This window comes from Azospirillum terrae (genome assembly GCF_053470425.1).
On the sequence record NZ_JBPXMR010000003.1, the window covers coordinates 380,844 to 403,873 of the forward strand.

Consider the following 23,030-nt stretch of genomic DNA (forward strand, 5'->3'; position numbering starts at 1 on the left):
GGGTTTCGCTACCATTCAGCCCCGACGGCGACCCGCCGTCGGGGCTTTTTGCGTTCGGGGACGGGGGTGGCGCTCCCCGGTGCGTCGAGCCCGTTCATGATCAGGAAGGCGCTCGCCGGGTCGGAAAAGGAGAACCGGATGGTAACGCTTCCGTCGCGCCCAAAGCCGAAGCGCAGTTTTGGTGCATCGACCCGATACTCCTCGACGCGGCGCCAGACGGTGACGAGAACGTCTTCCGCTTCCGACAGAGAAACACCGCGCAGGCTCGCATTCACCATGCCATGTCTCCAGGCCTTCAAAAGAGCGCAATATCCTGTCGTCCACCGGACGTGGGGTGGTGGTCCGTTCTTATGCGGGACTCATATCATGCTGATTTTTGCCCGCAGCAACGCTATTTGGGTGAAATAGTCTTGCGATTCCGCGTCGTTGCACAGCAGCTTTACAGATGATGCTCTCGATGAGCTTAGATCGACTGTGTAAGTCTTGATCAATCGGGTGCACGCCGAAGCAAAAGGGGCATCTCCGCGCGTGCCCCAATCGGCGACCCACCCCTACTGTGGAGGCAGGCCCAGCACCGCGGCAACGGGTTCTCCCGAATCCGTCTCATAGGCAAGTCCCTTACCACTCACGCCTAAGGGGCGTGCCCGCTTGCGGAACCCCTGCGCATTCCCCCCCGTTTCCTCAGCAAATGCTGCGAGTACCGCGGCTTACACGCGCGGGGTGGAGTTGCGATGACGGGCATGGGCGCGGGCAGGGGCAAGGGCGGCGGCACGGTGCGGGTGGCGGTGGCCGGCGTCGGCAACTGCGCGTCGTCCCTGGTGCAGGGCGTGCGGTACTACCGCGACGCCGCGGACGATGCCGAGGTGCCGGGGCTGATGCACGTGCGCCTGGGCGGCTACCATGTCGGTGATGTGACCTTCTGCGCCGCCTTCGACGTGGCCGCCACCAAGGTCGGCCGCGACCTGTCCGAAGCCGTGTTCGCCGAGCCCAACAACACCATGCGCTTCGCCGACGTGCCCCCGCTCGACGTGCCGGTGCACCGCGGGCCGACGATGGACGGTTTCGGCAAATACCTGTCCGGCTTCGTCGAGGAGTCCTCCGCCCCCGTCGACGACGTGACCGCCATCCTCAGGCGCACGCGCGCCGACGTGCTGGTCTCCTACCTGCCGGTGGGGTCGGAGCAGGCGACGCGCTGGTACGCCGAGCGGGCGCTGGAGGCCGGCTGCGCCTTCGTCAACTGCATCCCGGTGTTCATCGCGTCCGACGCGGCGTGGACGCGCCGCTTCGCTGAGAGGGGGTTGCCGCTCATCGGCGATGACATCAAGTCCCAGGTCGGCGCCACCATCGTGCACCGTGTGCTGGCCAATTTGATGCGCGAGCGCGGCGTGCGGCTGGACCGCACCTACCAGCTGAACTTCGGCGGCAACACCGACTTCCTCAACATGCTGGAGCGCGAGCGGCTGGAGTCGAAGAAGATCTCCAAGACGCAGGCGGTCATCAGCCAGGTCGGCCACACGCTGCCCAAGGGCGACTGCCACATCGGCCCATCCGACCACGTGCCGTGGCTGACCGACCGCAAGTGGGCGCACATCCGCCTGGAGGCCACGGCCTTCGGCGGCGTGCCGCTCAGCATCGACCTGAAGCTGGAGGTGTGGGACAGCCCGAACTCCGCGGGCGTGGTGATCGACGCGGTGCGCTGCGCCAAGCTGGCGCTCGACCGCGGCATCGGCGGCCCGCTGGAGGGGCCGTCGTCCTATTTCATGAAGTCACCGCCGGTGCAGTTCACCGACGCCGAAGCGCGTCTGCGCACCGAGCGGTTCATCGAGTCCGGCGACCCCTGTTGACGCGGATGACGTCCATCCACCTCATCCGCCACACCGACCATGATTGGGTCGAACGGGGGCTCGCCGGGCGCTTGGCCGTGCCGCTGAACGAGCGGGGCGTCGCCCAGGCCGAGGCGCTCGGCCGCTGGTACGCCGGGCAGCGCGTGGATGGCGTGTGGGCGAGCCCGCTGGTGCGCACGCAGCAGACCGCCGAGCCCATCGCCCGCGCCCTCGGCCTGCCGGTCCAGACCGCCGACGCGCTGCTGGAGGTGGACTTCGGCGAATGGGAGGGCAAGGCGTTCACCGACCTGGACCACGATCCGGCGTGGCCGCGCTGGAACGGCGTGCGCGGCCGGGTGCGCGCACCGGGCGGTGAAGCGATGATTGAGGTGCAGGCGCGCATGTGCGGCTTCATCAACGACCTGTGCGATCGCGATCCCCAGGGCTGCCACGTGCTGGTCAGCCACGGCGACCCGATCCGCGCGGCTCTGGCGTATTACCTCGGTGTTCCCATCGACCTTTTTTTGCGGATCGAGGTCTATCCCGGCTCCATCAGCGTTCTAGCCATCGACGGCTGGAGCCCGCGCGTCCTGCGGGTGAACGGCTCGGTCGGGGACGGAAGCATCGCGGTGACGCCATGAAATTCGTCATCTTCGGACTCACCATCAGCTCCTCCTGGGGCAACGGGCACGCCACGCTGTGGCGGGGCATGGTCAAGGCGCTGGCGCGCCGGGGACACCGGGTGGTGTTCTTCGAGCGCGACGTGCCCTATTACGCGGAGCACCGCGACTGCTGGGAAATCCCCGGTGGCGAGCTGGTGCTCTATCCCGACTGGGACAGCGTCGTCCACGACGCCGAGGGCCGGCTGGCCGACGCGGACGTGGCGATGGTCACCTCCTATTGCCCGAACGGGGTAGCGGCCTGCGACCTCGTGCTCGGCTCCAAGGCGCAGCGCAAGGTCTTCTACGACCTCGACACGCCGGTGACGCTGGCCCGCCTCAAGGCCGGCGAGCGGCCGGGCTACCTGCCCAAGGACGGCTTGGGCGGCTTCGACCTCGTGCTCAGCTACACCGGCGGGCAGGCGCTGACCGAACTGCGCGAGCGGCTGGGGGCCAAAGTGGCGCTGCCGCTCTACGGCTGGGTGGACCCGGAGGTGCACAAGCCGACCTCCATGGTCGAGACCTACATGGCCGACCTCTCCTACCTCGGCACCTACGCCGAGGATCGGCAGGAGGCGCTGGAGCGACTGTTCCTCGAACCGGCGCGCCGGCTGCCGCGGCGGCGCTTCGTCATCGGCGGCGCGCAGTACCCGCACGACTTCCCATGGACGCCCAACCTGTACTTCGTCCGCCATCTGCCGCCCGGCGAGCACCCGGCGTTCTTCAGCTCGTCGCGGCTGACGCTGAACGTCACGCGCGGGGCGATGAAGCGCATGGGCTGGTGCCCGTCCGGCCGGCTGTTCGAGGCGGCGGCCTGCGGCGCCCCGGTCATCTCCGACGCGTTCGAGGGGATGAACGCCTTCTTCGAGCCGGGCCGCGAGATCCTGGTGGCGCGCGACACCGACGACGTGACGACGGCGCTGTCCCTGCCGCGCGGCCACCTGGAGCAGATCGCCCGCCGGGCGCGCGAGCGCACGCTGGCCGAACACACCGCCGAGCGCCGCGTCATCGACCTGCGCAAGGCGCTGGAAGCCGCCGGCAAACGCGCGGGGGGCATGTGATGGCGGGTCGGGGAAAGGGCATCTGACATGTGGGGCATCATTCCCGCGGCCGGCAGCGGCACGCGCATCCAACCACTTGCCTTTTCCAAGGAGCTGCTGCCCGTCGGTGTCCGCCTGGACGGCGGCACCGAGCGCCCGCGCGCGGTCAGCGAGTACCTCGTGGACCGCATGGTCCGGGGCGGGGCGGACAAGATCGCCTTCGTCATCTCGCCGGCCAAGTTCGACATCCTGCAATATTACGGCGGCCGCCTGGACGGCGTGGACATGGCCTATGTGGTGCAGCCGCGCCCCGGCGGCCTGTGCGACGCGCTGTTCCGCGCCCGCCACCTGATCCACCCGAGCGAGCTGGTGATGATCGGCCTGCCGGACACGGTCTGGTTTCCCGAAGACGCGCTGGCCACGCTGCCCGGCGACCGGCTGTCCTTCCTGCTGTTCCCCGTCGAGCAGCCGCACCTCTTCGACGCCGTGGTAACCGACGGGCAGGGCCGCGTGCGGGAGATCCAGGTGAAAAGCCCACAAGCCGCCACCCGCTGGATCTGGGGTGCGTTCAAGATGCCCGGCGCGGTGTTCCACGACCTGCACCGCCTGTGGGTCGAGCGCGAGCGGCAGGACGAGTACATCGGCACCCTCGTCAACGCCTGGATCGCCGAAGGTGGCGAGGCGGCCGGCGTGCGCGCCGGCACGTCGTACGTGGACGTCGGCACCGTGCGCGGCTACCGCGCCGCCATCGGCCTGCTCGGCAGCGCCCAACCGGAAGCGACGGATTGACCATGGAGGCAAGCCCCTTGACCCCCGACCTCCCCCCCGACCTGATCGAGCGGCGCGTCCGTGAGCTGGGCCGCTGGTTCCACAACCTCGACCTCAAGGGCGTGCAGACCGCGCCCGACCATTTCCTCGGCGACTACCCGCGCGTCAAGTGGCAGCGCTTCGCCCATGCCATCCCGGCGGACCTGACCGGCAGGACGGTGCTGGACCTCGGCTGCAACGGCGGCTTCTACGCGCTGGAGATGAAGCGGCGGGGGGCGGATCGGGTCGTCGCGGTGGACTATGACGACGATTACCTCGCCCAGGCGCGCTTCGCCGCCGAAGTGACGGGGGCCGATATCGAGTTCCGCAAACTGTCCGTCTACGACGTGGCGGCGCTCCGGGAGAGGTTCGATCTCGTGCTCTTCATGGGGGTGCTCTACCACCTGCGCCATCCCCTGCTGGCGCTCGACCTCATCCGCGAGCACGTCGCCGGTGACCTTCTGGTGTTCCAATCCATGCTGCGCGGCACGCAGGAGGTGGAGACGGTGGAACCCGACTATCCCTTCAGCGCGACCGAACACTTCGAACGCCCGGCTTACCCGCGCATGGCATTCATTGAGAATAAATACTGCGGCGACGAGACGAACTGGTGGGTCCCGAACCGGGCCTGCGCCGAGGCGATGCTGCGCTCGGCCGGGTTCCAGGTGATCGGCCACCCGGAGGAGGAGGTCTTCGTCTGCCGCGTCGCCGAGCGTTCGCGCTGGGTGGCGCCGGTGTATCCGTCGCACGGGGAATAAAGGGGGGAGCAGGGGGGATGATCGAAGCGGTGATGCTCTGGAACGAGCCCAACAACAAGTCCCACTGGGACTTCCCCATCGATCCGGAGTGGACCCGGTTCGCCGACATGACGAAGTGTGCGGCCGACGCGATCCGGGCGGTCAACCCGGCCCTGCCGCAGGTGCTCGGCGGCATCTCGCCCATCGACCCCGCCTTCATCGCCAACATGAAGCGCCAGGGCGTGCTGGACAAGCTGGACGCGGTGGCGGTGCACGGCTTTCCCCTGGATTGGAACCACTGGCAGATCAACGAGTGGCCGGCCAAGCTGAAGGAAATCCAGGCGGTCACCGACTTGCCCGTGTGGGTGTCGGAGGTCGGCGTCTCCACCTTCGGCGCCGAGGAGGTGCAGGTCTTCGGCGTGCAGCGCACCGCCGAGTTGCTGACCGGCCGCGCCCCGCGCATCCACTGGTACAGCCTGTTCGACCTGCCGCGCTCCTGGCCGGCGACGACGCGCCACAAGGAGGCGGAGGGCTCCTCCTACTACCGGCACTTCTACATGGGCCTGATCCGCGAGGACGGCACGCCGAAGCCGGCGCTCGACGCCTTCCGCGCGGTGACGCCGGACATCGGCCTGTGCCAGTGGTTCCACTTCCAGGACCACCGCCTGGACGAGGGCGTGCGCTGGATGAAGGACCTCGGCGTCACGTACCTGCGCACCGGCCTGAGCTGGGCCGACTCTTACCGCGAGGGGGCGCTGGACTGGTTCGACCGGCAGATGGAGGCGCTGGCCGACTTCGACGTGACGGTCACCTTCTGCTTCACGCCCGAGCATCTGGGCATCGAGCCGCACCACACCAGCCCGCCCAAGGCCAACGAGCAGTTCGCGGAATTCTGCGCCGAGATGGTGCGCCGCTACGCCCCGGCGGGTGCCGCGCCCGGCGCCACCGCGCTGGAGGGCGTGCCATGGTCCTGACCATTCTCAGCGTCGCCTCGCCCTTCGGCCCGGAGGCCGGCGGCGAAGCCGATGCGGCGCTGACCGTGCTCGACGCCGCGCTGGTGCGCGCCGGGCACCGCTCGCTGGTGATCGCCCCGGACGGGGCGCGGGTGGCCGGAACGCTGATTCCGCTGCCGCGGGTGCACGGTCCCTTGGACGAGGCGGCGCGCGCCGCCGTGCACGCCCGCGTGCGCGCCACCATCGCCGGGGCGTTGAACCGCACCGCGGTCGATCTGGTGCACCTGCACGACGCGGACTTCCACGCCCACTTGCCGCCGCCCGGCGTGCCGACGCTGGTCACGCTGCACCGGCCGTTGGCGCACTATCCCCCGGCGGCGCTCACCCCCAACCGGCCGGCGACGTGGCTGCACAGCGTGTCGGCGGTGCAGCAGCGCACGGCGCCCCCCGGCGTGTCCCTGCTGCCGCCCATCGAGCCCGGCGTGGCGGTGGACAAGCTGTCGATCCGCGTGCCGAAGCGCCGCTTCGCCGTGGCGCTCGGCCGCATCGGCCCGGAGACCGGGCTGCATCTGGCGCTCGACGCCGCGGCCATGGCCGAGGTGCAGATCCTGCTGGCCGGCGAGGTCGACGCCCACCCAGAGCACCAGCGCTATTTCCGCGAGGAGATCCAGCCGCGCCTGGACAGCCGGCGGCGCTTCCTGGGGGACATCGGCTTCGGCCGCAAGCGCTGGATGCTCGGCTCGGCCCGCTGTCTGCTGGCGCCCAGCCGGGAGCCGGAGGCCAGCGCGCTGGCCGCCATGGAGGCGCTGGCCTGCGGCACGCCGGTGGTGGCTTTCCCGTGTGGCGCGCTGGCCGATGTGGTCGAGCCGGGCGTCACCGGCTTCCTGGTGAACGACGTGCAGGAGATGGCCGACGCCATCGCCGACGCCGAACACCTCGACCCCGAAGCCTGCCGCGCCGCCGCCCGCAGCCGCCATTCCGAGGAGCGCATGGCCGCGCGCTATCTGGCGCTGTACGGGGATCTGGTGGCCGGCGAGGAGCGCAGCGAGGAGCGCAGCGAGGAGCGCGCGGCGGGGGCGGCTTAGCCGAGGATCCTCCCCATCGCCACATGGTCGGCGAACCGCCCGTCGATGAGGGCGTAGCGGCGGCACACCGCCTCCTCCTCGAAACCGCACGCGGTGTAGAACCGCCGCGCCCTGACGTTCGGGCCGAGCACCCACAGCGCCAGCCGGTGCGCGCCGCGCCCGCGCGCCCAAGCCTCGGCCGCCGCCATCAGCCGCCTGCCGATTCCGCTCGCCCAGTACTCGCGGCGCACCGCCATGCCGACGCTGGCCTCGTGCGCGGTGCGCCGGCAGCCTCCGGTCCACACCGAGATCGTGCCGGCCAGCACGCCGTCCACCGCCGCGACGATGGTCGTTCGCTGCGGGTCCAGCCGCTGCCCGGCCAGGAAGCGGCGCGCAGCCGCGGCGTCGGTCAGTCCCTCCGCGGCGGTGCGCAGGAGGAACGGCGTCTCCCGCCGCACGGTCTGGTCGTAGTCGACATAGGCCGCGGCGTCACCGGGCATCGCCTCGCGCACCGCCAGTCCGGCGAGCGCTGCCGGCGGCAGCGCGTCGAACAGCAGCGGCGGCCACTCCGGCGTGTCCGGCGCGCTGAAATCCTTGGCCAGGATGTGTTCGTCGCAGAACCCGCCGCCGAAGCGCAGCGCGTGCACCAGCCGCCCCTCGTCCTGGAAGCCCAAACGGCGGTACAGCGCGAGCGCCCGCCGGTTGGGTTCGGCGACCGTCAGCTCCAGCCGGCGGCACCCTTGCGACTGCGCCCACGCCTCGACCGCCGCGAACAGGCGCGTGCCCACACCGCGGCCCTGCCACCGCGGCAGCACGCCGAGCATCAGCGTCGCCACGCCGCGGTTGCGCCGAAAGCGCCCGCCGGTGGCGGTCAGCGTGCCGACCGGTTGGCCATCCGCTTCCGCGACCAGCAGCGTGTTGCTGGCAAAGGCCAGGAACGCAGACAGATCCTCAACAGGGTCGGCGCCGCCATGCCACGCCGGCCGCTCGCCGGGCTCGTGCAGCGTGTGGGGGGCGTGGGCGTTCACCTCGGCCATCAGCGCGAGGAGGGCAGGGGCTTCATTCGGGCGGGCGGGGCGGGTGGCGATCGGGTCGTGCATGGCCGCATTACACCCGCAGGGCAGGGCGGACGCAAAGCGCGTTGTCGGGCGGTGGCGGCGCGGCTATCGTCCGGCGCGCAAAAAATCCCTGGGGAGAGGCCCGCATGCCCACCGTCACCATTCGCCCGGCCGTCGAGGCCGACGCCGTGGCCATCCTCGGCTTCGTTCGGGAATTGGCCGAGTTCGAGCGCGAGCCCGACGCCGTGAAGTCCACCGTGGACGACATCCGCCGCGAGGGCTGGGGGCCGGACCCGGTGTTCGAGGCGCTGATGGCCGAACTGGACGGCGTGCCGGTCGGTTTCGCGCTGACCTTCCGCAACTACTCGACCTGGGAGGGCCGGGCCGGCCTGTTCGTCGAGGATCTGTATGTGCAGCCGCACGCCCGCACGTACGGGGTTGGCCGCAAGCTGCTGGCCGCGGTGGCGCAACGCGCCGTCGAGCGCGGCTGCAAGCGTGTGGACCTGAACGTGCTGAACTGGAACCCGGCGCGCGGCTTTTACGACCGCATCGGCTTCAAGCAGATGAAAGAGTGGCTGCCCTACCGCCTGACCGGCGAGGATCTCGCAAAACTTGCGAGCGAGGCCTGAAGGCCTCGGCTCTCAGCGGATCTGCGATCCGCCTGCCGCCGCCGCGCCTGCTTCGCACGCGCGGGAGAGGGCGCTGTAACCGCTTACGTCCATCGAACCGGAAGCGGTGCCGCGCCCACCGCATCGCTTCCCGGTGTTCACGCCGCCTTTTCGAGAACCGGCAGCTCGACCAGACGGGCATAGCCGTCGCGCTCGTCGCGCAGGGTCAGCAGCAGGTCGGCCAAGCTGTCGCGCACGAACGCATCTTCCTGGCTACCCAGCTTGTCCTTGGTAATCCGAATGAACTCATCCAAAAGCGCCATGTGCGCCAGGGAAGCGGACTGAACGCGGCTGCTAGCGGAAGAGAAGGCCATTGGGAAGCTCCATCGGTGGGTGTGCGTCGATGAAGCCATTAAGCGGCCGATTCAGTTAACGACTTACTAACGAGCCTAGGTGCGGAGGCGTATCTTGGGAATTACTCCGTTGAGCAAAGTCGTATACTGAGCCATTACTCGAACGGGGTACCCCCATCCGGCCTGGGCCGCCTCGTCCAGGCGTTCCATGGCGCGCAGCCAAGCCCGGCTGACCAGCGGGCGGGCCAGGGATTCCAAGTGTTCCGGCATGCCGTCGGGGTCCGGGCCTTCCATCAGCATCATGCCCTCGCCGCCCGGACCGAGGATGGTCCAGCCGCGCGCCTGCATCTCCGCCACCCGTTTCCTGGAGATGTACGCCTTAACGTTCTCGACCGCATACGAACCCATGGCAGCCTCCCGATCCGTCAACGTCACCCGCGGACGAACTGTGTCGTAGCTGTGGGAACAAATCAAGAACATTCTTTGTGTGGTGCGCCTCATCCCTTGCCGCAGCCCCACGCGGGGCAAGATTGACCGGCAGGACGACAGCCATCGGGGACGGCCACCATGCCCGGCAAGGACGCGCGCATCGAGACGGATTCCTTCGGCCCCATCGAGGTTCCGGCGGACCGCTATTGGGGGGCGCAGACGCAGCGCTCGCTCCAGAACTTCAAGATCGGCGGCGAGCGCATGCCGCCGCCGCTGGTGCGGGCGGTGGGCATCCAGAAGAAGGCGGCGGCGCAGGCCAACATGGTGCTGGGGGCGCTGGACCAGACCCTCGGCCGCGCCATCGCCGACGCGGCGGAGGAGGTGGTGGACGGAACCCTCATCGACCACTTCCCGCTGGTGGTCTGGCAGACCGGTTCCGGCACGCAGACCAACATGAACGCCAACGAGGTGATCTCGAACCGGGCGATCCAGATGCTGGGCGGGGAGATGGGCTCGAAGACGCCTGTGCACCCCAACGACCACGTCAACATGGGCCAGTCGTCCAATGACAGCTTCCCGACCGCCATGCACATCGCCGCGTGCGAGCAGTTGCGCCACGAACTGATCCCGGCGCTGGAGCACATGGCCGGCGTGCTGGAGGACAAGGTGAAGGCCTTTGCCGGCATCGTGAAGATCGGCCGCACCCACCTCCAGGACGCGACGCCCTTGACGCTCGGGCAGGAGTTCTCCGGCTATGCCGCGCAGGTGCGCTTCGGCATCGAGCGGCTGCGCGCCTGTCTGCCGCGGCTCTACCCGCTGGCGCAGGGCGGCACGGCGGTCGGCACCGGCCTCAACGCCCGCAAGGGCTTCGCCGAGGAGTTCGCGGCGCAAGTGGCGGCCATCACCGGCCTGCCGTTCGTCACCGCCGCGAACAAGTTCGAAGCCCTCGCCACGCACGATGCGCTGGTCGAGGCGCACGGCATGCTGAACACCATTGCCGTCTCCTTCATGAAGATCGCCAACGACGTGCGGCTTCTGGGGTCCGGCCCGCGCTGCGGCATCGGCGAGATCGTCCTGCCGGAGAATGAACCCGGCTCCTCCATCATGCCCGGCAAGGTCAACCCGACGCAGTCCGAGGCGATGACCATGGTCGCGGCCCAGGTGATGGGCAACCAGACGACGGTTACCATCGCCGGCGCCACCGGGCATTTCGAGCTGAACGTCTTCAAGCCAGTGATCGCCTACAACGTGTTGCAGTCGATCCGCCTGCTGTCCGACGCGGCGGTGAGCTTCACCGACAACGCCCTGGTCGGCATCGAGCCCAACCGCGAGCGGATCACCCAGTTGTTGAACGACAGCCTGATGCTGGTGACCGCGCTCAACCCGCACATCGGCTACGACAATGCCGCCAAGATCGCCAAGAAGGCCCACAAGGAGGGCTCGACGCTGAAGCAGGCCGGCGTGGCGCTGGGCCTGCTGACCGAGGATCAGTTCGACCAGTGGGTCAAGCCGGAGACGATGATTGGGCCGCGGTGATGTGGTAAATGCGGGCAACGCCGCAGCGCATCAACGAGCCCTACCCATGAAAAAGCGCTCTGTCCTCATTGCCGGCCACCCCACCAGCGTCTCGCTGGAGGAAGAGTTCTGGGACGCGCTCAAGGACATCGCGTCCACCCGCGGGGTCTCCGTCAACGCGCTGATCGAGGAGATCGACGCTGGCCGCGCCGGCAACCTGTCCAGCGCCGTCCGCGTCTTCGTCCTGAACGAGCTGCAACGGCGCCTTGCCGCCGGGGCGTGAGCGCTCTACACCGAAGCCCATCGCCCACCCCAGCCCCCGTGTGCGCCCGTGCCCGCCGACACCACCCCGCTCGACCTGATCGCCTTCGTCTGGTTCATCGGCGCCTGGGCCGTCTTCACCATCGTGCAGGACTACCTGTTGCAGGGCCGCGTCGCCGTCAACCAACACCTGACGCTGATCCGCCGCGAATGGATGGAGCGCATGCTGGAGCGCGACAACCGCATCATGGACTCGCAGCTCGTCGGCCACACCATGAACAGCTGCACCTTCTTCGCCTCCACCACCATGCTGGTGCTGGCCGGGCTGGTCGGCTCGTTCGGCGCCATCGAGCGGGTGCACGAGATCATCGGCGGGCTGTCCTTCACCGTCCACACCTCGCGCGAGCTGATGGAACTGAAGATGCTGGTGCTCATGGGCATCTTCGTGTTCGGCTTCTTCAAGTTCACCTGGGCGCTGCGCCAGTACAACTACCTGTGCGCGCTGCTCGGCTCGGCGCCGTTGCCGCCGGTGCCGGAGGCGGAGCGCAAGATCATGGCCCAGAACATCGCCTCGGCGCTGACGCTGGCGGTGAAGGCGTTCAACGGGGGCCTGCGCGCCTACTACTTCGCGCTGGCGGCGCTGGCGTGGTTCATCCATCCCGGAATCCTGATCGCCGCGACCGGCGGCGTGCTGCTGGTGCTGGTGCGCCGGCAGGGATTCTCGCGCACCGAGCGGGTCATCTCCGCCCAGGCCGACGCGCTGGAAAAAAAGCGGCGATAGAAGCCGTCGCCAAAGCGGATTGTTTGCGATACCTCCTTTGCGCGCTTCCGCCGCGTTCCACATCCCTTCCAAATGGACCGACGTTTCCTGGGGGGAGAGCATGAGCATGCACGACGTTCGGCAGACGCCGGAACCGGCGGCCGCGGGGTTTCCCCGCGCGGACGAGGTGCGCACCGTCGACGCAGCGCGGGTCGTCGGCTGGCTGTGGGCGGGGTGGGCCGACATGCGCGCGGCCGGCTGGGTCAGCCCGGCCTACGGCGCCATGTTCGTCGTCATCGGCTTCGCCCTCACCGCCGGGCTGGGCAAGGCCGGCATGCCCTACCTGATCGCGCCGATGATCGGCGCCTTCCTGCTGGTGGCGCCGCTGCTGTCGCTGGGGCTCTACAAGGTGTCCAAGGACGTGGAGGAGGGGCGGCGGCCGACCTTCTGGCGGGCGCTGACGGCGTGGCGGGCCAACCCCTACCACATCCTCACCGCCGGCCTCGTGCTGATGCTGTTCATGATGATCTGGGCGCGGCTCAACGTCATCGCTTTCGCGCTGTTCTTCCCCTACGTGTCGATGAGCGTCGCCAGCTTGCTGGAGCAGACCTTCACGTTCCAGGGGGTGATCTTCACGCTGTTCGTCACTGCGCTGGGCTTCGCCTTCGCCGCCGTCGCCTTCGTCACCAACGTCACCACGCTGCCGATGATGCTGGACCGCCAGGAGGACATCTTCAGCGCGGCGCTGGTGTCGGTGCTCGCGGTTGTGAAGAACCCCCGTGTCATGGCGCTGTGGGCCGGGCTGATCGTGCTGGTCACCGGCATCGGTCTGGTCACCGCGTTCGTCGGTCTGGTGGTGGCGCTGCCGTTGATCGGCCACGCGAGCTGGCACGCCTACCGCGATCTGGTGAAGCGCGAGGACGAGGCGTAGGCCCCATCAGGCGTACAGGCTCACGATGAGGTTGCTGGTCGTGTCCGCGCTGGCGCCGCCGAACAGGCTGAGGCGCCAGTCGCTCGACGCGCCGCTGTCCGGGTTGGCCTGATCGTACTGCGTCAGATAGCGCTTGATGAACGCCTCGCGGTAGGTCTTGTCGTTCAGCTTGCTGAGGTCCAGGCGGCTGGTGATCGCCGCCGCCTGGGTTTCGATGGGCTGGATGGCGATCTGAGCGGGCAGCCCGAGCGTCGAGGTCACCACGTCGCGCAGGATGCCGTCGCCGAGGATCGAATAGACCGACGAGGTCGAGTTGCCGATGTACTTCTCGAAATAGCGCGCCTTGCGGACGGCGATGTTCTCGGTGCCGATGGAGTTCTCGAACTTCGCCTGCTTGTAGGCGGCGATCAGGTTGTCCTGGGTGGATTGCAGCTTCAGCCGGTCCAGGCCGCTCTCGCCGAACCGCAGCGTATCGGCCGCCTGGGCGTAGCGCTTGTCGCTCAAGCGGTTCATGACGGCGTTCGTGTCGTCCACCTTCTCGGACAGGATGCGGCGCATCTTGCCGGGATACTGCTCCTCTCCGGACAGGTTGGTGGCGGTGGCGAGGAACGCCACCAGACGATAGTCCTTGAACAGATCGTCGACGCTCTCCGCCTTGGACACCGCCTTGGTGAAGTAGTCGATGTCCTTCTGGATGTTGGATGTCTGCTGGAACGTCTTTTCCAGCGAGGTGCCGCTGATCACGTATTTCTGGTAGGTGTCGATGGAGGAGGTCATGGCGCGGCACCCCGGTTTTGGGGGCACCCGTTCCGGCGGAACGGCCCCTAAACCGATTGGACGGCGCCGCCGCGCGACTCCTGCGCGGCCGAAGGAAAAATTTTATACCCTCGCGCCCGGCCTATTTCCGCAGCACCTTGCCGCCTTTCTTCGCCATCTTCGACCAGTCCTTGGCGAAGTAGGCGAAGTCGCGGCTGGGGTGACCGAACAGGAAGCCTTGGGCCAGCGGCACCTTCAGGTCGGCCAGCAGCCTGGCGTGGTCCGGCTCCTCGACCTGCTCGCCGATCAGCGTGAGGTCGAGCTGGTGGCAGACATCCACCATGGAGCGCAGCATCGCCATGTCGCGGGCGCTGCCCGCCGCGCCGCGCACGAAGCTGCCGTCGATCTTGGCGAAGTCCACCTGCAACCCGTACAGCGACTGGAACGAGGTGGACCCGGCGCCGACGTCGTCCAGGCACAGCCGGTAGCCCGCCCCGCGCAGCTTCTGCAACACGTCGTTCAGCTTGCCGATGTCGGAGACCACCACCGTCTCCGTCACCTCCAGCAGCAGCTTGCGCGCCAGCTCGCCATAGGGTTCGGTGACCGCCTGGAACTGGCGCAGGAACAGCGGGCTCATCAGCGTCTTGGCCGACAGGTTGATCGCCACGTCCGGCAGCTTGGGCTCCCGGTGGTAGGTCTTCAGCGTGTCGAGCACCGATTGCGTCAGCAGCAGGTCGAAGTCGTAGATCAGCCCGACGTCCTCGGCGAAGGTGATGAAGTCGGCTGGCGACGGCATGCCTTCCAGGCGCGTCAGCGCCTCCAGATGGTGGACCTGCTCGGTCTCCAGATCGACGATAGGCTGGTAGACGACGAAGAAATCGCGCTTCTCGATGGTGGCGCGCGCCCGGCCGATGCGGTCCACCGCGTCGGACAGCATGCGTTGCGCGCCGTCTTCCAGCGAGGCGATGGTGTATTCGCCGCTCTGCGCCGTGGCGAAGGCCTGCACCGTATAGACCAGCGCCCGCGCCGCGTCGGTGGCGTCGAGCTGCGAGTCGGCCATGTCCAGCGACCAGCTGCGGATGCCGCCCTCCAGTTCGCCGCCGGCCTCCTTGATGATGTCGGCGATGTGGGTTTCCACCTCGTCGCCGTCCACGTCGGTGGCGTGCACGATGCCGAAGCGGTCGGCGCCCAGTTGGCCGGCGCTGTCGCCATCGGCGGAAATGCCCCGCAGATAGGCGTCGATGCCCTGCCGCACCTCGGCCGCCGCACCCTCGGGCATGGAATCGACCATGCTCTGCAAGCCCTCGATCAGCAGCAGCGTCAGGCCGTTGTCCAGGCCCCGCTCGCGCGCCTGGACGATGCGTTCCTCCAGGATGGCGGTGAAGGCGTGGCCGTCCAGCAGTTGCCCGGCCCCGGCGGTGCCGCCGGGCATTGCGTTGTGCATGCCGCGCGGACCGGAAGCCAGCTGCACCGTCAGGAACAGCGAGCCGGGGCAGGAGTCGAGCCGGCAGCCGCCGAGCAGCGCCGGGAAGCGGTGGCCGTCGAAGCCCTGGAACACCAGGCGGGCCGGCTTGATGCGCGTCTTCTCGGCGATTCGGTTGAGCAGCACGTCCAGGTACTTGCGGTCGCTCGTTGCCACGTGGTCGTGCAGGCTGGTGCCGACCAGCGCGCCGACGTCCTCCGCCGTCAGCCGGCAGCGCGCGCCGGCCGAGAACAGGATGACGCCCTTCGGGTCGGTCTCGATCAGCAGGTCGGCGGCGGCGAAGGCGAACCCGACGAAGCGGTCGCGGTCACGGTTGCCGGTGGACGGCTTGGCCACGGGGGCGCCGGCGGGATTGGCGCGCCGCCGCTCCACGCCCCGTGGCGGGCCTTCGGATGCCGGTATGTCCGCACTTTGAACCATGAGCCGTTCGTGTTTGAAACAAAACCAGGAGGGAGCGTTAGAAAGGTTGCCGGTGAGCCTACCTTTGATGCGAATTTGAAGAAAGTCGGAAGAATCGCGGTACGCGCCGTTGAGCGCGCGTTGCTGCCCTGCACGCGATCGGCCGTCCCCGCCGCCGCGGCGCGTCGACGGCGGGATTGCGGCGTTCAGCCGCACGACCAGCGGGGGTTGTCTGTTTGAAATCCGGGGCTACAAGCATAAACCCAATCCAGGCGCCCTCGAAGACTTGCTGTCCGGGCATGTCGATGGCAAATGCAACAATTAGAATGCAATCGATTTCATGACGGCGCCGTGTCGGCTTCCATAGACTTCGCTTCTTCGGGCTTCCGCGCGGTGATCCGGCGCGTGCAGCCCCGAATCCCTCTCATCGTCGTCGGGCTGGGCCTGCTGCTGATCGCCGCCGGTTTCTTCGTGGCGGGGCAGGTGATCGAACACGAGCGCCTCCAGGCCGTGGCCGGCGTGGAAAAGGAAACGGCCATCCTCGCGCGCGCCTATGAGGAGCACGTCCATCAGGTCGTCCGCCGCCTCGACACCGCCCTGACCGATCTGCGCGACGACTACGAGCGCGATCCGGCGGCCTTCGCCGGCAAGGCGGCGTGGCATTCGCCGATGCATGGGGATCTCGGCTTCCACGTCCTCGTGGTCGGTGCGGACGGCCTGCCGGTGGCCAGCAGCCTGGAGGTGCCGGCGCACCCGCTGGATTTCAGCGACCGCGAGTATTTCCGGTTCCACCGCGACTCCGCCGAGGACCGGCTGTACATCGGCAAGCCGCTGGTGGGGCGGATCTCCGGCCAGCAGACCGTCCAGGTCACGCGCCGCCTGCGCCGCCCCGACGGGGCGTTCGGCGGGGTCATGGTGCTGTCGGTGGACCCGGAGCGGCTGGCCGGCTTTTACGGCCCGGCCGAAATCGGCACGACCGGGACGGTGATGCTGGTGGGGACGGACCGGGTGATCCGCGCCCGCTCGTCCTCATTCCGGCCTGCGCTTCCGGCTCCGGCGCAGGCGGTGGGAAGCACGCACCCGGACCGTCCCTTCTTCGACTCCGCGCAGCCGTCGTCCGGCGTCTTCCATGCGTCCAGCCCGATCGACGGCGTTCCGCGCGTCGTCGCCTACCGGCGGCTTTCCGTCGATCCCCTCGTGGTGATCGTCTCGCTCGGCGAGGCGGAGGCCATGGCCGGGTTCGAGGAGCGGCGGCAATCCATCGTCCGGGCCGAAATCATCGTGTCCGCCATTGTGCTCTGCGGGGTGCTGGCGGTTGCGTGGCTCACCCACCTCCAGGCGCGCCAGCAGCACCGGCTGAGGGCGGCGAAGGCGCTGCTGGCGCAGACCGAGGAACGCTGGCGCCTTGCCCTGGGGGCGGTCGGCTACGGCGTGTGGGACTGGAACCCGCAAAGCGGGGAGGTCTATTACTCGGCGCGCTGGAAGGCCATGCTCGGCTTCGCCGAGGACGAGATTGGCGACGGGATCAGCGAGCGGGACAGCCGCATCCACCCCGACGACCGCGACGCCGTCCACGCCGCACTGGAGCGGCACTTTTCCGGGCAAACCCCGTTCTACGCCGACGAGCACCGGGTCCGCTGTAAGGACGGCCGTTACACGTGGATTCTCGACCGCGGCGTCGTCGTCAGCCGCGGGGCGGACGGGCGGCCGACGCGGGTCGTGGGCACGCACACCGACATCACCGAGCGCAAGCGCACGGAAGGGGCTCTCAACGCCACCGCGGCGCGCCTGACCGCCATTCTCGACAGCGTTCCGGTCGGTATCGTCATCGTCGATTCCGATCGGCGCATCACCGTGGCCAACGCCAAGATGGCGCAGATGCTCCAGCGGACCGTGGACGAACTGGTGGGGGCGCCGGCGCAGATCCTCCATGGCTCCGGCGAGTTGGACGAGAACATCGGCCAGCGCCTCTATCCCATGGTCAACTTCGGCGGCACGGTCAGTGAGGAACTGCCGATGCGCCGCAGCGACGGGACGTCGTTCTGGGCGCGCATGGCCGGGCGGCGCATCGCGATGGACGATCCGTCGCTCGGCACCGTTTGGGCCGTCGACGACGTCAGCCAACGCAAGAAGGCCGAACTGGCCCTGGACGCCAGCTACCGCTTCCAGCGGACGCTGATCGACACGATTCCCATCCCGATCTTCGTCAAGGACGCCGCGTTCCGCTACATCGACGCGAACGCCGCTTTCGAGCGGTGGATCGGCAAGGAGCGGGACGCCCTGCGGGGCCTGCCGGTCAGCGCCATCGCGCCGCCGGAACTCGCGCGCGTCTACGAGGAGGCCGACCGGACCCTCCTCGCCTCGCCGCACACCCAGGTCTACGAAGCCCTCACCAAGGGCGCCGACGGCATCGAGCGCGAGGTGGAGTTCTCCAAGGCCGTCTTCCACGACGCCGCGGGCGTTCCCGCCGGCATCGTCGGCATCATGATCGACGTCAGCGGGCGCAAGCAGGCCGAACTGGCGCTGCGCAAACGCCAGGAACTCTTCGAGCAGATCTTCGTCGCCAATCTGGCGGTCAAGCTGCTGGTCGATCCGGCGGACGGGCGGATCGTCGACGCGAACCCCGCGGCGGCGGCGTTCTACGGCCGCGGCCTGGACGAGCTGACGACCATGCGCATCGCCGACATCGACACGCTGTCGGCCGGCGAGGTCCGGCAGGAAACGGAACGGGCCGCGGCCGAGGGGCGGCGCTGTTGCCTGTTCCGGCACCGGGTGGCCGGCGGCGAGATCCGCGACGTCGAGGTCTACAGCAGCCTCATCGAGGTGAACGGCCGCAGCCTCCTGCTTTTCCTCGTCCACGACGTCACCGAGCGCCGGAAGGCGGAAGAGGCGCTCGAACGCCAGACGGCCGAACTCCAGCGCTCGAACGCCGAGTTGGAGGCCTTCGCCTATGTGGCCTCGCACGACCTCCGCCAGCCGTTGCGCACCATCAACAGCTATCTGGCGCTGGTGGAAAAGGACCTGGAAGGCCAACTGGACGATGATACCAGGGAATACATCGCCTTCGCCCGCAGCGGCGCCCAGCGCATGGACCGGCTGATCATCGACTTGCTGGAGTACAGCCGCGTCGGCCGCAAGTCGAAGCCGTTCGAGGACTGCCCGGCGTCGGAGATCGTCGAGACCGCCATCCAGAACCTGGAGGTCGCGATCGCCGAAGCCTCGGCGACGGTCACGGTGGACGACGGCCTTCCCACGCTCTGGGGCGACGCGAACGAACTGGTTCGGCTGTTCCAGAACATCGTCGGCAACGCGGTGAAGTACCGTGACGCCGCCCGCGATCCGGTGATTCATGTCTCCTGCGAGGGGGGCTCCGCCGAGGGCGGGGCGGACGTGTGGCATTTCACGGTTCGCGACAACGGCATCGGGATCGGGGCGGAGGATTTCGAGCGCGTGTTCGGCATCTTCCAACGGCTGCACGGCCGCGACGAGTACGAAGGCACGGGCGTCGGCCTCGCCGTGTGCAAGAAGATCGTCGAGCACCACGGCGGCCGCATCTGGGTCGAGTCCCGACTGGGAGAGGGAAGCGTCTTCCACATCACGCTGTCGTCCCGCAAGGCGCCGCACGCATGACCGGCCCGGCGCGCCATGCCCTCCCTGCGCGCATTGGTCGCAGCAAAGCTCGCGCGTGAAGGTTCGTTATCAAGGATTGGGAAACTATGTCAAAAGTAGTATAAACCGGTACCGACTCACCAATCGCCTCCGGGGCTTCGGGAATCGGGTGCCGCGGCCGGCGTATCGGGGCTGCGATCAGGCTCGGCGATGGGGGACGGGATGGTTACGCTGTATCGGCTCGGCAGGACGCCGGCCCTGCCCGCCGGGGGGCGCGCCCAGGGATGAACGCTGCGCTGTCCGGTGGCGCGGAGGCATGAGAATGCGGCTTCGGCAACACCACAACTACCTCTGGGCGTTCGCGGTCGGGCTGGTGATGGTGGCTGCCCTGTGGGGGGCCGTCTTCACCATCATCGCGCACAATCGCGGGGCGTTGCGTGCCGGTGCCCAGGTCGATGCCAACAACATGGCGCGCGTGTTCGCCGAGCACATCCGGCGCACCGTCACGATGATCGATCTGGCCCTCCTGGATTACCGCGACTATCACTGGTCCAATCCGGGCGTTCCGCCGGGCGAGGGGTGGCGGAACGCCTACCTCAAGGAAGGGGGCGTGTTCCAGTGGACGGTCGTCGATGCCAGCGGCATGGTGGTCTACTCCAATCTGGCCCCGGTGACCAAGCCGCTGGATCTGAGCGACCGCGAGCATTTCCGGGTGCACCGCGACTCCGACCGCGACGAGCTCTACATCAGCAAACCGGTGCTCGGGCGCGTCTCGCAGCGGTGGTCCATCCAGTTCACGCGGCGGCTGTACAATCCGAACGGCTCCTTCGCCGGCGTCATCGTGCTGTCGGTCGAGCCGGACTACTTCATCGCCAATTTCGAGGCGATCGACACCGGGCCGCACGGCGTGACCCTGCTGGCCGGAATGGATCAGGTCGTTCGCGCCCGGTTCAACCGGCAAGAGGCCGGCACCCAGGGACTCGGCGAGGTGCTGCCGTCCAGCTATCCCTTCTTCGATCCGGCGCAGCCGGTGGGCGTCACCTCGGTCACCAGCTTCCTGGACGGGATGGAGCGGCACACGGGCTGGCGCCAGATCAAGACCTTCCCGCTCGTCGTGGGCGTGCAGATCGCCGACGAGGACGTGCTGGAGCAGGGCGCATCCGTCGAGCGCAACCTGTACATCGTCGGAAGTCTGGTCACGGCCGTGCTGCTGGCCGGGGCGCTCGGCTTCGGCAATCTGCTGGATCGCCGGGAGCGGGCGCAGCACCAGTTGCGCCGGCATGCGGACGAGTTGCGTCTGGCGAACGAGGAGGTCGAGCGGCTGGCCTACGCCGCCGCCCACGACCTTCAGGAGCCCTTGCGGGCGCTCACCAGCTACAGCCAGCTGGTGAGCGCCAACCATGGCGCCAGCCTCGACGACGAGGGGCGGGAGTGGCTGGGCGAGGTCGTCTCGGCCGCCTCGCGGATGAAGGTGCTGCTGCGGGACATCCAGCTCTACCTCGCGGAAAAGGCCCTTCCCCTGTCGCCGGGGGCGACCCCGGCGGGCGACGCCCTGGATGCCGCGCTGGGCAAGCTCGCCCACTCCATCGCGGCGGCGCAGGCCGAGATCGACGTGTCGCCGCTGCCGGCGGTCGCGGCCGACGCGCGGCGGCTGACGGAGATCTTTTCCGTGCTCGTCGCCAACGCCGTGCAATACCGCTCCGCCGACCGGCCGCTCCGCATCCGCATCGGCGCGCGGCGCGAGGGCGCTTTCGACGTGATCGACGTGAGCGACAACGGCATCGGCATCGAACCGCAGTATTTCGAACGGATCTTCGAGATCTTCCAGCGCCTGCACAGCCGCGCCGACTACCCCGGCACCGGCATGGGTCTGGCCATCGTGCGCAAGATGGCGGACCGGCTGGGCGGCCGCATCGAGGTCGCGTCGGCGCCCGGCGCCGGCAGCACCTTTTCCGTATTCCTGCCGACCATGATCACCGAGGCTTATGATGCCCATTCAGGACGACAAAGCGTTCACCATCCTGCTGGTGGAGGACGATCCGGCGGACGCGGCGCTCGCAAGGCGGGCGCTGAAGCAAGGGCCGATCCCGTGTGAGGTCCACCACGCCAAGGACGGTGTCGAGGCGCTGGCGTTCCTGCGCCGGGAGGGCGAGCGCCATGCGTCCGCCCCGCGCCCGGATCTGATCCTGCTCGACCTCAACATGCCGCGCAAGGATGGCCGCGAAGTCCTTGGCGACCTGAAGGGCGACCCGGATCTGCGGGGCATTCCCGTCGTCGTGCTGACCACGTCGGACGTGCAGCGCGACATCGAGGCCAGCTATCTGAGCGGCGCCAACAGCTTCGTCACCAAGCCGATGGACGTGGAGGACTTCTTCGCGCTGATCCACACTGTCGAGAGCTATTGGTTCCGCACCGTGAAGTTACCGAAGTAATCGCACCGTATTCGTTGAGCGAGACGCCGCATGGCCGACAGGTCGATAATTGACGTTCTTCTGGTCGAGGACGACCCCGCCGACGCGGGGCTGGTCCGCCATGCGCTCCGCTCGCTGGGAGGCCGCTTCACGCTGACCCACCGCTTGACGCTGGAGGATGGCCTCGCCTCGTTGAGGGACAACCACTGCGACGTCGTTCTGCTCGACCTGACGCTGCCGGATTCGTCCGGCTTCGACACCATCCGCCGGGTGCGCGAGGCCAGCCCGGCCATGCCGCTGATCGTGCTGACCGGGCACGACGACGAGGACTTCGCCATGGAGGCCGTGGCGGCGGGCACCCAGGACTATTTGTTCAAGGGCACCACCGACGGGCTCGGCCTGCAACGCGCCATCCGCTACGCCATCGCCCGCAAGCAGCTCGAAGAGAAGCTGCGGCAGTCCGAACAGCGCTTGCAGGGCATCATCACGCTGGCCCAGGACGCCATCGTGTCGGTGGACCAGGGCCACCGCATCGTGCTGTTCAATCCGGCCGCCGAGCGCATGTTCGGCTACGCGGCGGACGAGGTCGCCGGCGCGCCGCTGAACACCCTTCTGCCGGAGCGCTACCAGCAGAGCCACGCGTCCCATGTGAACGACTACGCCGCCACCGGGCCGTCGTCGCGCAGCATGGCCCACCGCCGCGAGGTCATCGGCCTTGCCAAGGACGGGCGGGAGTTCCCGGTGGAGATTTCCATTTCCAAGGACGTCCAGCAGGACGGGCTGCTGCTGACGGCGGTCATCCGCGACGTGACGGAACGCAAGCGCTTCGAGAGCGAACTCAAGATCCTCGCCACCACGGATCCGTTGACCGGGCTGTCCAACCGGCGGGCGTTCCTGTCGGCGGCCGAGCGCGAACTGGGCCGCGTGCGCCGCTACGGGCGTCCGGCGGCGGTGCTGATGTTCGACATCGACCATTTCAAGCGCATCAACGACACGCACGGCCACGCCGTGGGGGACGTGGCCCTGCAACGCGTGGCGGCGGCCTGCCGGGAGCTGCTGCGCGACAGCGACCTCGTCGGCCGGCTGGGGGGCGAGGAGTTCGGCGTCCTGTTGCCGGAAACCGACACGGCCTCGGCGCTGGACGTCGCGGAACGGCTGCGCGCCGCGCTGGCGGCGGCGGTGGTCCCGGCGCCGGAGGGCGCCACCCTGACGCTCACCGCCAGCATCGGCGTGGCGGTCTGCGAGGCCCGCGACGGCAGCATCGAACAGGCGCTCGGCCGGGCCGACCGCGCCCTCTACCGGGCCAAGGGAGCGGGCCGGAACCGCATCGAGTCCGAGATTTCCGCCCTATCCCCGGCGTCCTAGGCAAGCCCT

The 23,030-nt window shown here is 68.6% G+C and carries 22 protein-coding genes; 16 read left to right on the plus strand and 6 right to left on the minus strand.

All coding sequences use genetic code 11. The annotated features are described in order from the left end of the window. Nucleotides 1-8: 8 nt before the first annotated feature. The gene (locus ACSVDD_RS11705; protein WP_448189526.1) at nucleotides 9-278 is read right to left on the minus strand and encodes a hypothetical protein; all 270 of its coding nucleotides are present in this window, start codon (nucleotides 276-278) and stop codon (nucleotides 9-11) included. 462 nt (nucleotides 279-740) lie between these two features. Here ACSVDD_RS11705 and ACSVDD_RS11710 point away from each other — a divergent pair, with 462 nt between their 5' ends. From ACSVDD_RS11710 to ACSVDD_RS11740, 7 genes are read left to right on the plus strand one after another with little or no spacing between them, the layout of a single operon-like run. Beyond that, the gene (locus ACSVDD_RS11710) at nucleotides 741-1,844 is read left to right on the plus strand and encodes an inositol-3-phosphate synthase (RefSeq protein WP_448189527.1); all 1,104 of its coding nucleotides are present in this window, start codon (nucleotides 741-743) and stop codon (nucleotides 1,842-1,844) included. Between the two features lie 5 nt (nucleotides 1,845-1,849). Beyond that, nucleotides 1,850-2,464 (plus strand): histidine phosphatase family protein, encoded by a 615-nt coding sequence (locus tag ACSVDD_RS11715; RefSeq protein ID WP_448189652.1) that lies wholly within the window; start codon nucleotides 1,850-1,852, stop codon nucleotides 2,462-2,464. Beyond that, a complete protein-coding gene (locus ACSVDD_RS11720) occupies nucleotides 2,461-3,543 on the plus strand; it encodes a CgeB family protein (protein ID WP_448189528.1) in 1,083 nt (360 codons plus the stop codon). The genes ACSVDD_RS11715 and ACSVDD_RS11720 overlap by 4 nt, the downstream gene beginning before the upstream one ends. 27 nt (nucleotides 3,544-3,570) lie before the next feature. Beyond that, nucleotides 3,571-4,311 carry a sugar phosphate nucleotidyltransferase gene (locus ACSVDD_RS11725; RefSeq protein ID WP_448189529.1) on the plus strand — a complete coding sequence of 247 codons (741 nt, stop codon included), beginning with the start codon at nucleotides 3,571-3,573 and terminating at the stop codon, nucleotides 4,309-4,311. 17 nt (nucleotides 4,312-4,328) lie between these two features. Continuing rightward, nucleotides 4,329-5,087 carry a TIGR04290 family methyltransferase gene (locus ACSVDD_RS11730; RefSeq protein WP_448189530.1) on the plus strand — a complete coding sequence of 253 codons (759 nt, stop codon included), beginning with the start codon at nucleotides 4,329-4,331 and terminating at the stop codon, nucleotides 5,085-5,087. Between the two features lie 17 nt (nucleotides 5,088-5,104). Beyond that, nucleotides 5,105-6,040 (plus strand): glycoside hydrolase 5 family protein, encoded by a 936-nt coding sequence (locus ACSVDD_RS11735; RefSeq protein ID WP_448189531.1) that lies wholly within the window; start codon nucleotides 5,105-5,107, stop codon nucleotides 6,038-6,040. Next, complete coding sequence (locus ACSVDD_RS11740) at nucleotides 6,031-7,104, plus strand: glycosyltransferase (RefSeq protein WP_448189532.1); 1,074 nt, start codon at nucleotides 6,031-6,033, stop codon at nucleotides 7,102-7,104. The genes ACSVDD_RS11735 and ACSVDD_RS11740 overlap by 10 nt, the downstream gene beginning before the upstream one ends. Here ACSVDD_RS11740 and ACSVDD_RS11745 read toward each other — a convergent pair. Further along, a complete protein-coding gene (locus ACSVDD_RS11745) occupies nucleotides 7,101-8,183 on the minus strand; it encodes a GNAT family N-acetyltransferase (RefSeq protein WP_448189533.1) in 1,083 nt (360 codons plus the stop codon). The two genes, ACSVDD_RS11740 and ACSVDD_RS11745, sit on opposite strands and share 4 nt — an antisense overlap. 104 nt (nucleotides 8,184-8,287) lie before the next feature. On the opposite strand from ACSVDD_RS11745, the gene ACSVDD_RS11750 reads away from it, so the two are divergent. After that, the gene (locus ACSVDD_RS11750) at nucleotides 8,288-8,770 is read left to right on the plus strand and encodes a GNAT family N-acetyltransferase (RefSeq protein WP_448189534.1); all 483 of its coding nucleotides are present in this window, start codon (nucleotides 8,288-8,290) and stop codon (nucleotides 8,768-8,770) included. Between the two features lie 137 nt (nucleotides 8,771-8,907). On the opposite strand, the gene ACSVDD_RS11755 is transcribed toward ACSVDD_RS11750, so the two are convergent. After that, on the minus strand, nucleotides 8,908-9,123 hold the full coding sequence (locus ACSVDD_RS11755) for a hypothetical protein (RefSeq protein WP_448189535.1): 216 nt from the start codon (nucleotides 9,121-9,123) through the stop codon (nucleotides 8,908-8,910). A 75-nt stretch (nucleotides 9,124-9,198) separates the two neighbouring features. After that, nucleotides 9,199-9,510: a hypothetical protein gene (locus tag ACSVDD_RS11760; RefSeq protein WP_448189536.1), complete on the minus strand. Its 312-nt coding sequence runs from the start codon at nucleotides 9,508-9,510 to the stop codon at nucleotides 9,199-9,201. Nucleotides 9,511-9,669: 159 nt separating this feature from the next. Between ACSVDD_RS11760 and fumC the strand changes: the two genes are divergently transcribed. The 4 genes from fumC (at nucleotide 9,670) to ACSVDD_RS11780 (ending at nucleotide 12,998) form a co-directional block, all read left to right on the plus strand. Continuing rightward, a complete protein-coding gene (fumC, locus tag ACSVDD_RS11765; RefSeq protein ID WP_448189537.1) occupies nucleotides 9,670-11,067 on the plus strand; it encodes a class II fumarate hydratase in 1,398 nt (465 codons plus the stop codon). A gap of 46 nt (nucleotides 11,068-11,113) precedes the next feature. Beyond that, nucleotides 11,114-11,329, plus strand: coding sequence for a ribbon-helix-helix domain-containing protein (locus ACSVDD_RS11770; protein ID WP_448189538.1), 216 nt, complete (start codon nucleotides 11,114-11,116; stop codon nucleotides 11,327-11,329). A gap of 48 nt (nucleotides 11,330-11,377) precedes the next feature. Then, a complete protein-coding gene (locus ACSVDD_RS11775) occupies nucleotides 11,378-12,088 on the plus strand; it encodes a DUF599 domain-containing protein (protein ID WP_448189539.1) in 711 nt (236 codons plus the stop codon). A gap of 106 nt (nucleotides 12,089-12,194) precedes the next feature. After that, nucleotides 12,195-12,998 (plus strand): DUF2189 domain-containing protein, encoded by an 804-nt coding sequence (locus tag ACSVDD_RS11780; protein ID WP_448189540.1) that lies wholly within the window; start codon nucleotides 12,195-12,197, stop codon nucleotides 12,996-12,998. 6 nt (nucleotides 12,999-13,004) lie between these two features. On the opposite strand, the gene ACSVDD_RS11785 is transcribed toward ACSVDD_RS11780, so the two are convergent. Further along, a complete protein-coding gene (locus ACSVDD_RS11785) occupies nucleotides 13,005-13,775 on the minus strand; it encodes a DUF1217 domain-containing protein (RefSeq protein WP_448189541.1) in 771 nt (256 codons plus the stop codon). Nucleotides 13,776-13,896: 121 nt separating this feature from the next. Further along, the gene (locus tag ACSVDD_RS11790; protein WP_448189542.1) at nucleotides 13,897-15,657 is read right to left on the minus strand and encodes an EAL domain-containing protein; all 1,761 of its coding nucleotides are present in this window, start codon (nucleotides 15,655-15,657) and stop codon (nucleotides 13,897-13,899) included. Nucleotides 15,658-15,987: 330 nt separating this feature from the next. On the opposite strand from ACSVDD_RS11790, the gene ACSVDD_RS11795 reads away from it, so the two are divergent. The 4 genes from ACSVDD_RS11795 (at nucleotide 15,988) to ACSVDD_RS11810 (ending at nucleotide 23,021) form a co-directional block, all read left to right on the plus strand. Further along, nucleotides 15,988-19,266: a PAS domain S-box protein gene (locus tag ACSVDD_RS11795; RefSeq protein ID WP_448189543.1), complete on the plus strand. Its 3,279-nt coding sequence runs from the start codon at nucleotides 15,988-15,990 to the stop codon at nucleotides 19,264-19,266. A 301-nt stretch (nucleotides 19,267-19,567) separates the two neighbouring features. Continuing rightward, nucleotides 19,568-21,340, plus strand: a complete 1,773-nt coding sequence (locus ACSVDD_RS11800; protein WP_448189544.1) for an ATP-binding protein — start codon at nucleotides 19,568-19,570, stop codon at nucleotides 21,338-21,340. Next, on the plus strand, nucleotides 21,234-21,677 hold the full coding sequence (locus tag ACSVDD_RS11805) for a response regulator (RefSeq protein WP_448189545.1): 444 nt from the start codon (nucleotides 21,234-21,236) through the stop codon (nucleotides 21,675-21,677). Before ACSVDD_RS11800 ends, ACSVDD_RS11805 begins: the two co-directional genes overlap by 107 nt. A gap of 30 nt (nucleotides 21,678-21,707) precedes the next feature. Continuing rightward, nucleotides 21,708-23,021 (plus strand): GGDEF domain-containing protein, encoded by a 1,314-nt coding sequence (locus ACSVDD_RS11810; protein ID WP_448189546.1) that lies wholly within the window; start codon nucleotides 21,708-21,710, stop codon nucleotides 23,019-23,021. Nucleotides 23,022-23,030: the final 9 nt, after the last annotated feature.

Coding starts and splice junctions, on each gene's coding strand:
- ACSVDD_RS11785 (WP_448189541.1), bottom strand. CDS start 13,775: ATGACCTCCTCCATCGACACCTACCAGAAATACGTGATCAGCGGCACC.
- ACSVDD_RS11750 (WP_448189534.1), top strand. CDS start 8,288: ATGCCCACCGTCACCATTCGCCCGGCCGTCGAGGCCGACGCCGTGGCC.
- ACSVDD_RS11810 (WP_448189546.1), top strand. CDS start 21,708: ATGGCCGACAGGTCGATAATTGACGTTCTTCTGGTCGAGGACGACCCC.
- ACSVDD_RS11705 (WP_448189526.1), bottom strand. CDS start 278: ATGGTGAATGCGAGCCTGCGCGGTGTTTCTCTGTCGGAAGCGGAAGAC.
- ACSVDD_RS11725 (WP_448189529.1), top strand. CDS start 3,571: ATGTGGGGCATCATTCCCGCGGCCGGCAGCGGCACGCGCATCCAACCA.
- ACSVDD_RS11740 (WP_448189532.1), top strand. CDS start 6,031: ATGGTCCTGACCATTCTCAGCGTCGCCTCGCCCTTCGGCCCGGAGGCC.
- ACSVDD_RS11800 (WP_448189544.1), top strand. CDS start 19,568: ATGCGGCTTCGGCAACACCACAACTACCTCTGGGCGTTCGCGGTCGGG.
- ACSVDD_RS11755 (WP_448189535.1), bottom strand. CDS start 9,123: ATGGCCTTCTCTTCCGCTAGCAGCCGCGTTCAGTCCGCTTCCCTGGCG.
- ACSVDD_RS11715 (WP_448189652.1), top strand. CDS start 1,850: ATGACGTCCATCCACCTCATCCGCCACACCGACCATGATTGGGTCGAA.
- ACSVDD_RS11710 (WP_448189527.1), top strand. CDS start 741: ATGGGCGCGGGCAGGGGCAAGGGCGGCGGCACGGTGCGGGTGGCGGTG.
- ACSVDD_RS11720 (WP_448189528.1), top strand. CDS start 2,461: ATGAAATTCGTCATCTTCGGACTCACCATCAGCTCCTCCTGGGGCAAC.
- ACSVDD_RS11805 (WP_448189545.1), top strand. CDS start 21,234: ATGCCCATTCAGGACGACAAAGCGTTCACCATCCTGCTGGTGGAGGAC.
- ACSVDD_RS11790 (WP_448189542.1), bottom strand. CDS start 15,657: ATGGTTCAAAGTGCGGACATACCGGCATCCGAAGGCCCGCCACGGGGC.
- ACSVDD_RS11735 (WP_448189531.1), top strand. CDS start 5,105: ATGATCGAAGCGGTGATGCTCTGGAACGAGCCCAACAACAAGTCCCAC.
- ACSVDD_RS11780 (WP_448189540.1), top strand. CDS start 12,195: ATGCACGACGTTCGGCAGACGCCGGAACCGGCGGCCGCGGGGTTTCCC.
- ACSVDD_RS11760 (WP_448189536.1), bottom strand. CDS start 9,510: ATGGGTTCGTATGCGGTCGAGAACGTTAAGGCGTACATCTCCAGGAAA.
- fumC (WP_448189537.1), top strand. CDS start 9,670: ATGCCCGGCAAGGACGCGCGCATCGAGACGGATTCCTTCGGCCCCATC.
- ACSVDD_RS11770 (WP_448189538.1), top strand. CDS start 11,114: ATGAAAAAGCGCTCTGTCCTCATTGCCGGCCACCCCACCAGCGTCTCG.
- ACSVDD_RS11745 (WP_448189533.1), bottom strand. CDS start 8,183: ATGCACGACCCGATCGCCACCCGCCCCGCCCGCCCGAATGAAGCCCCT.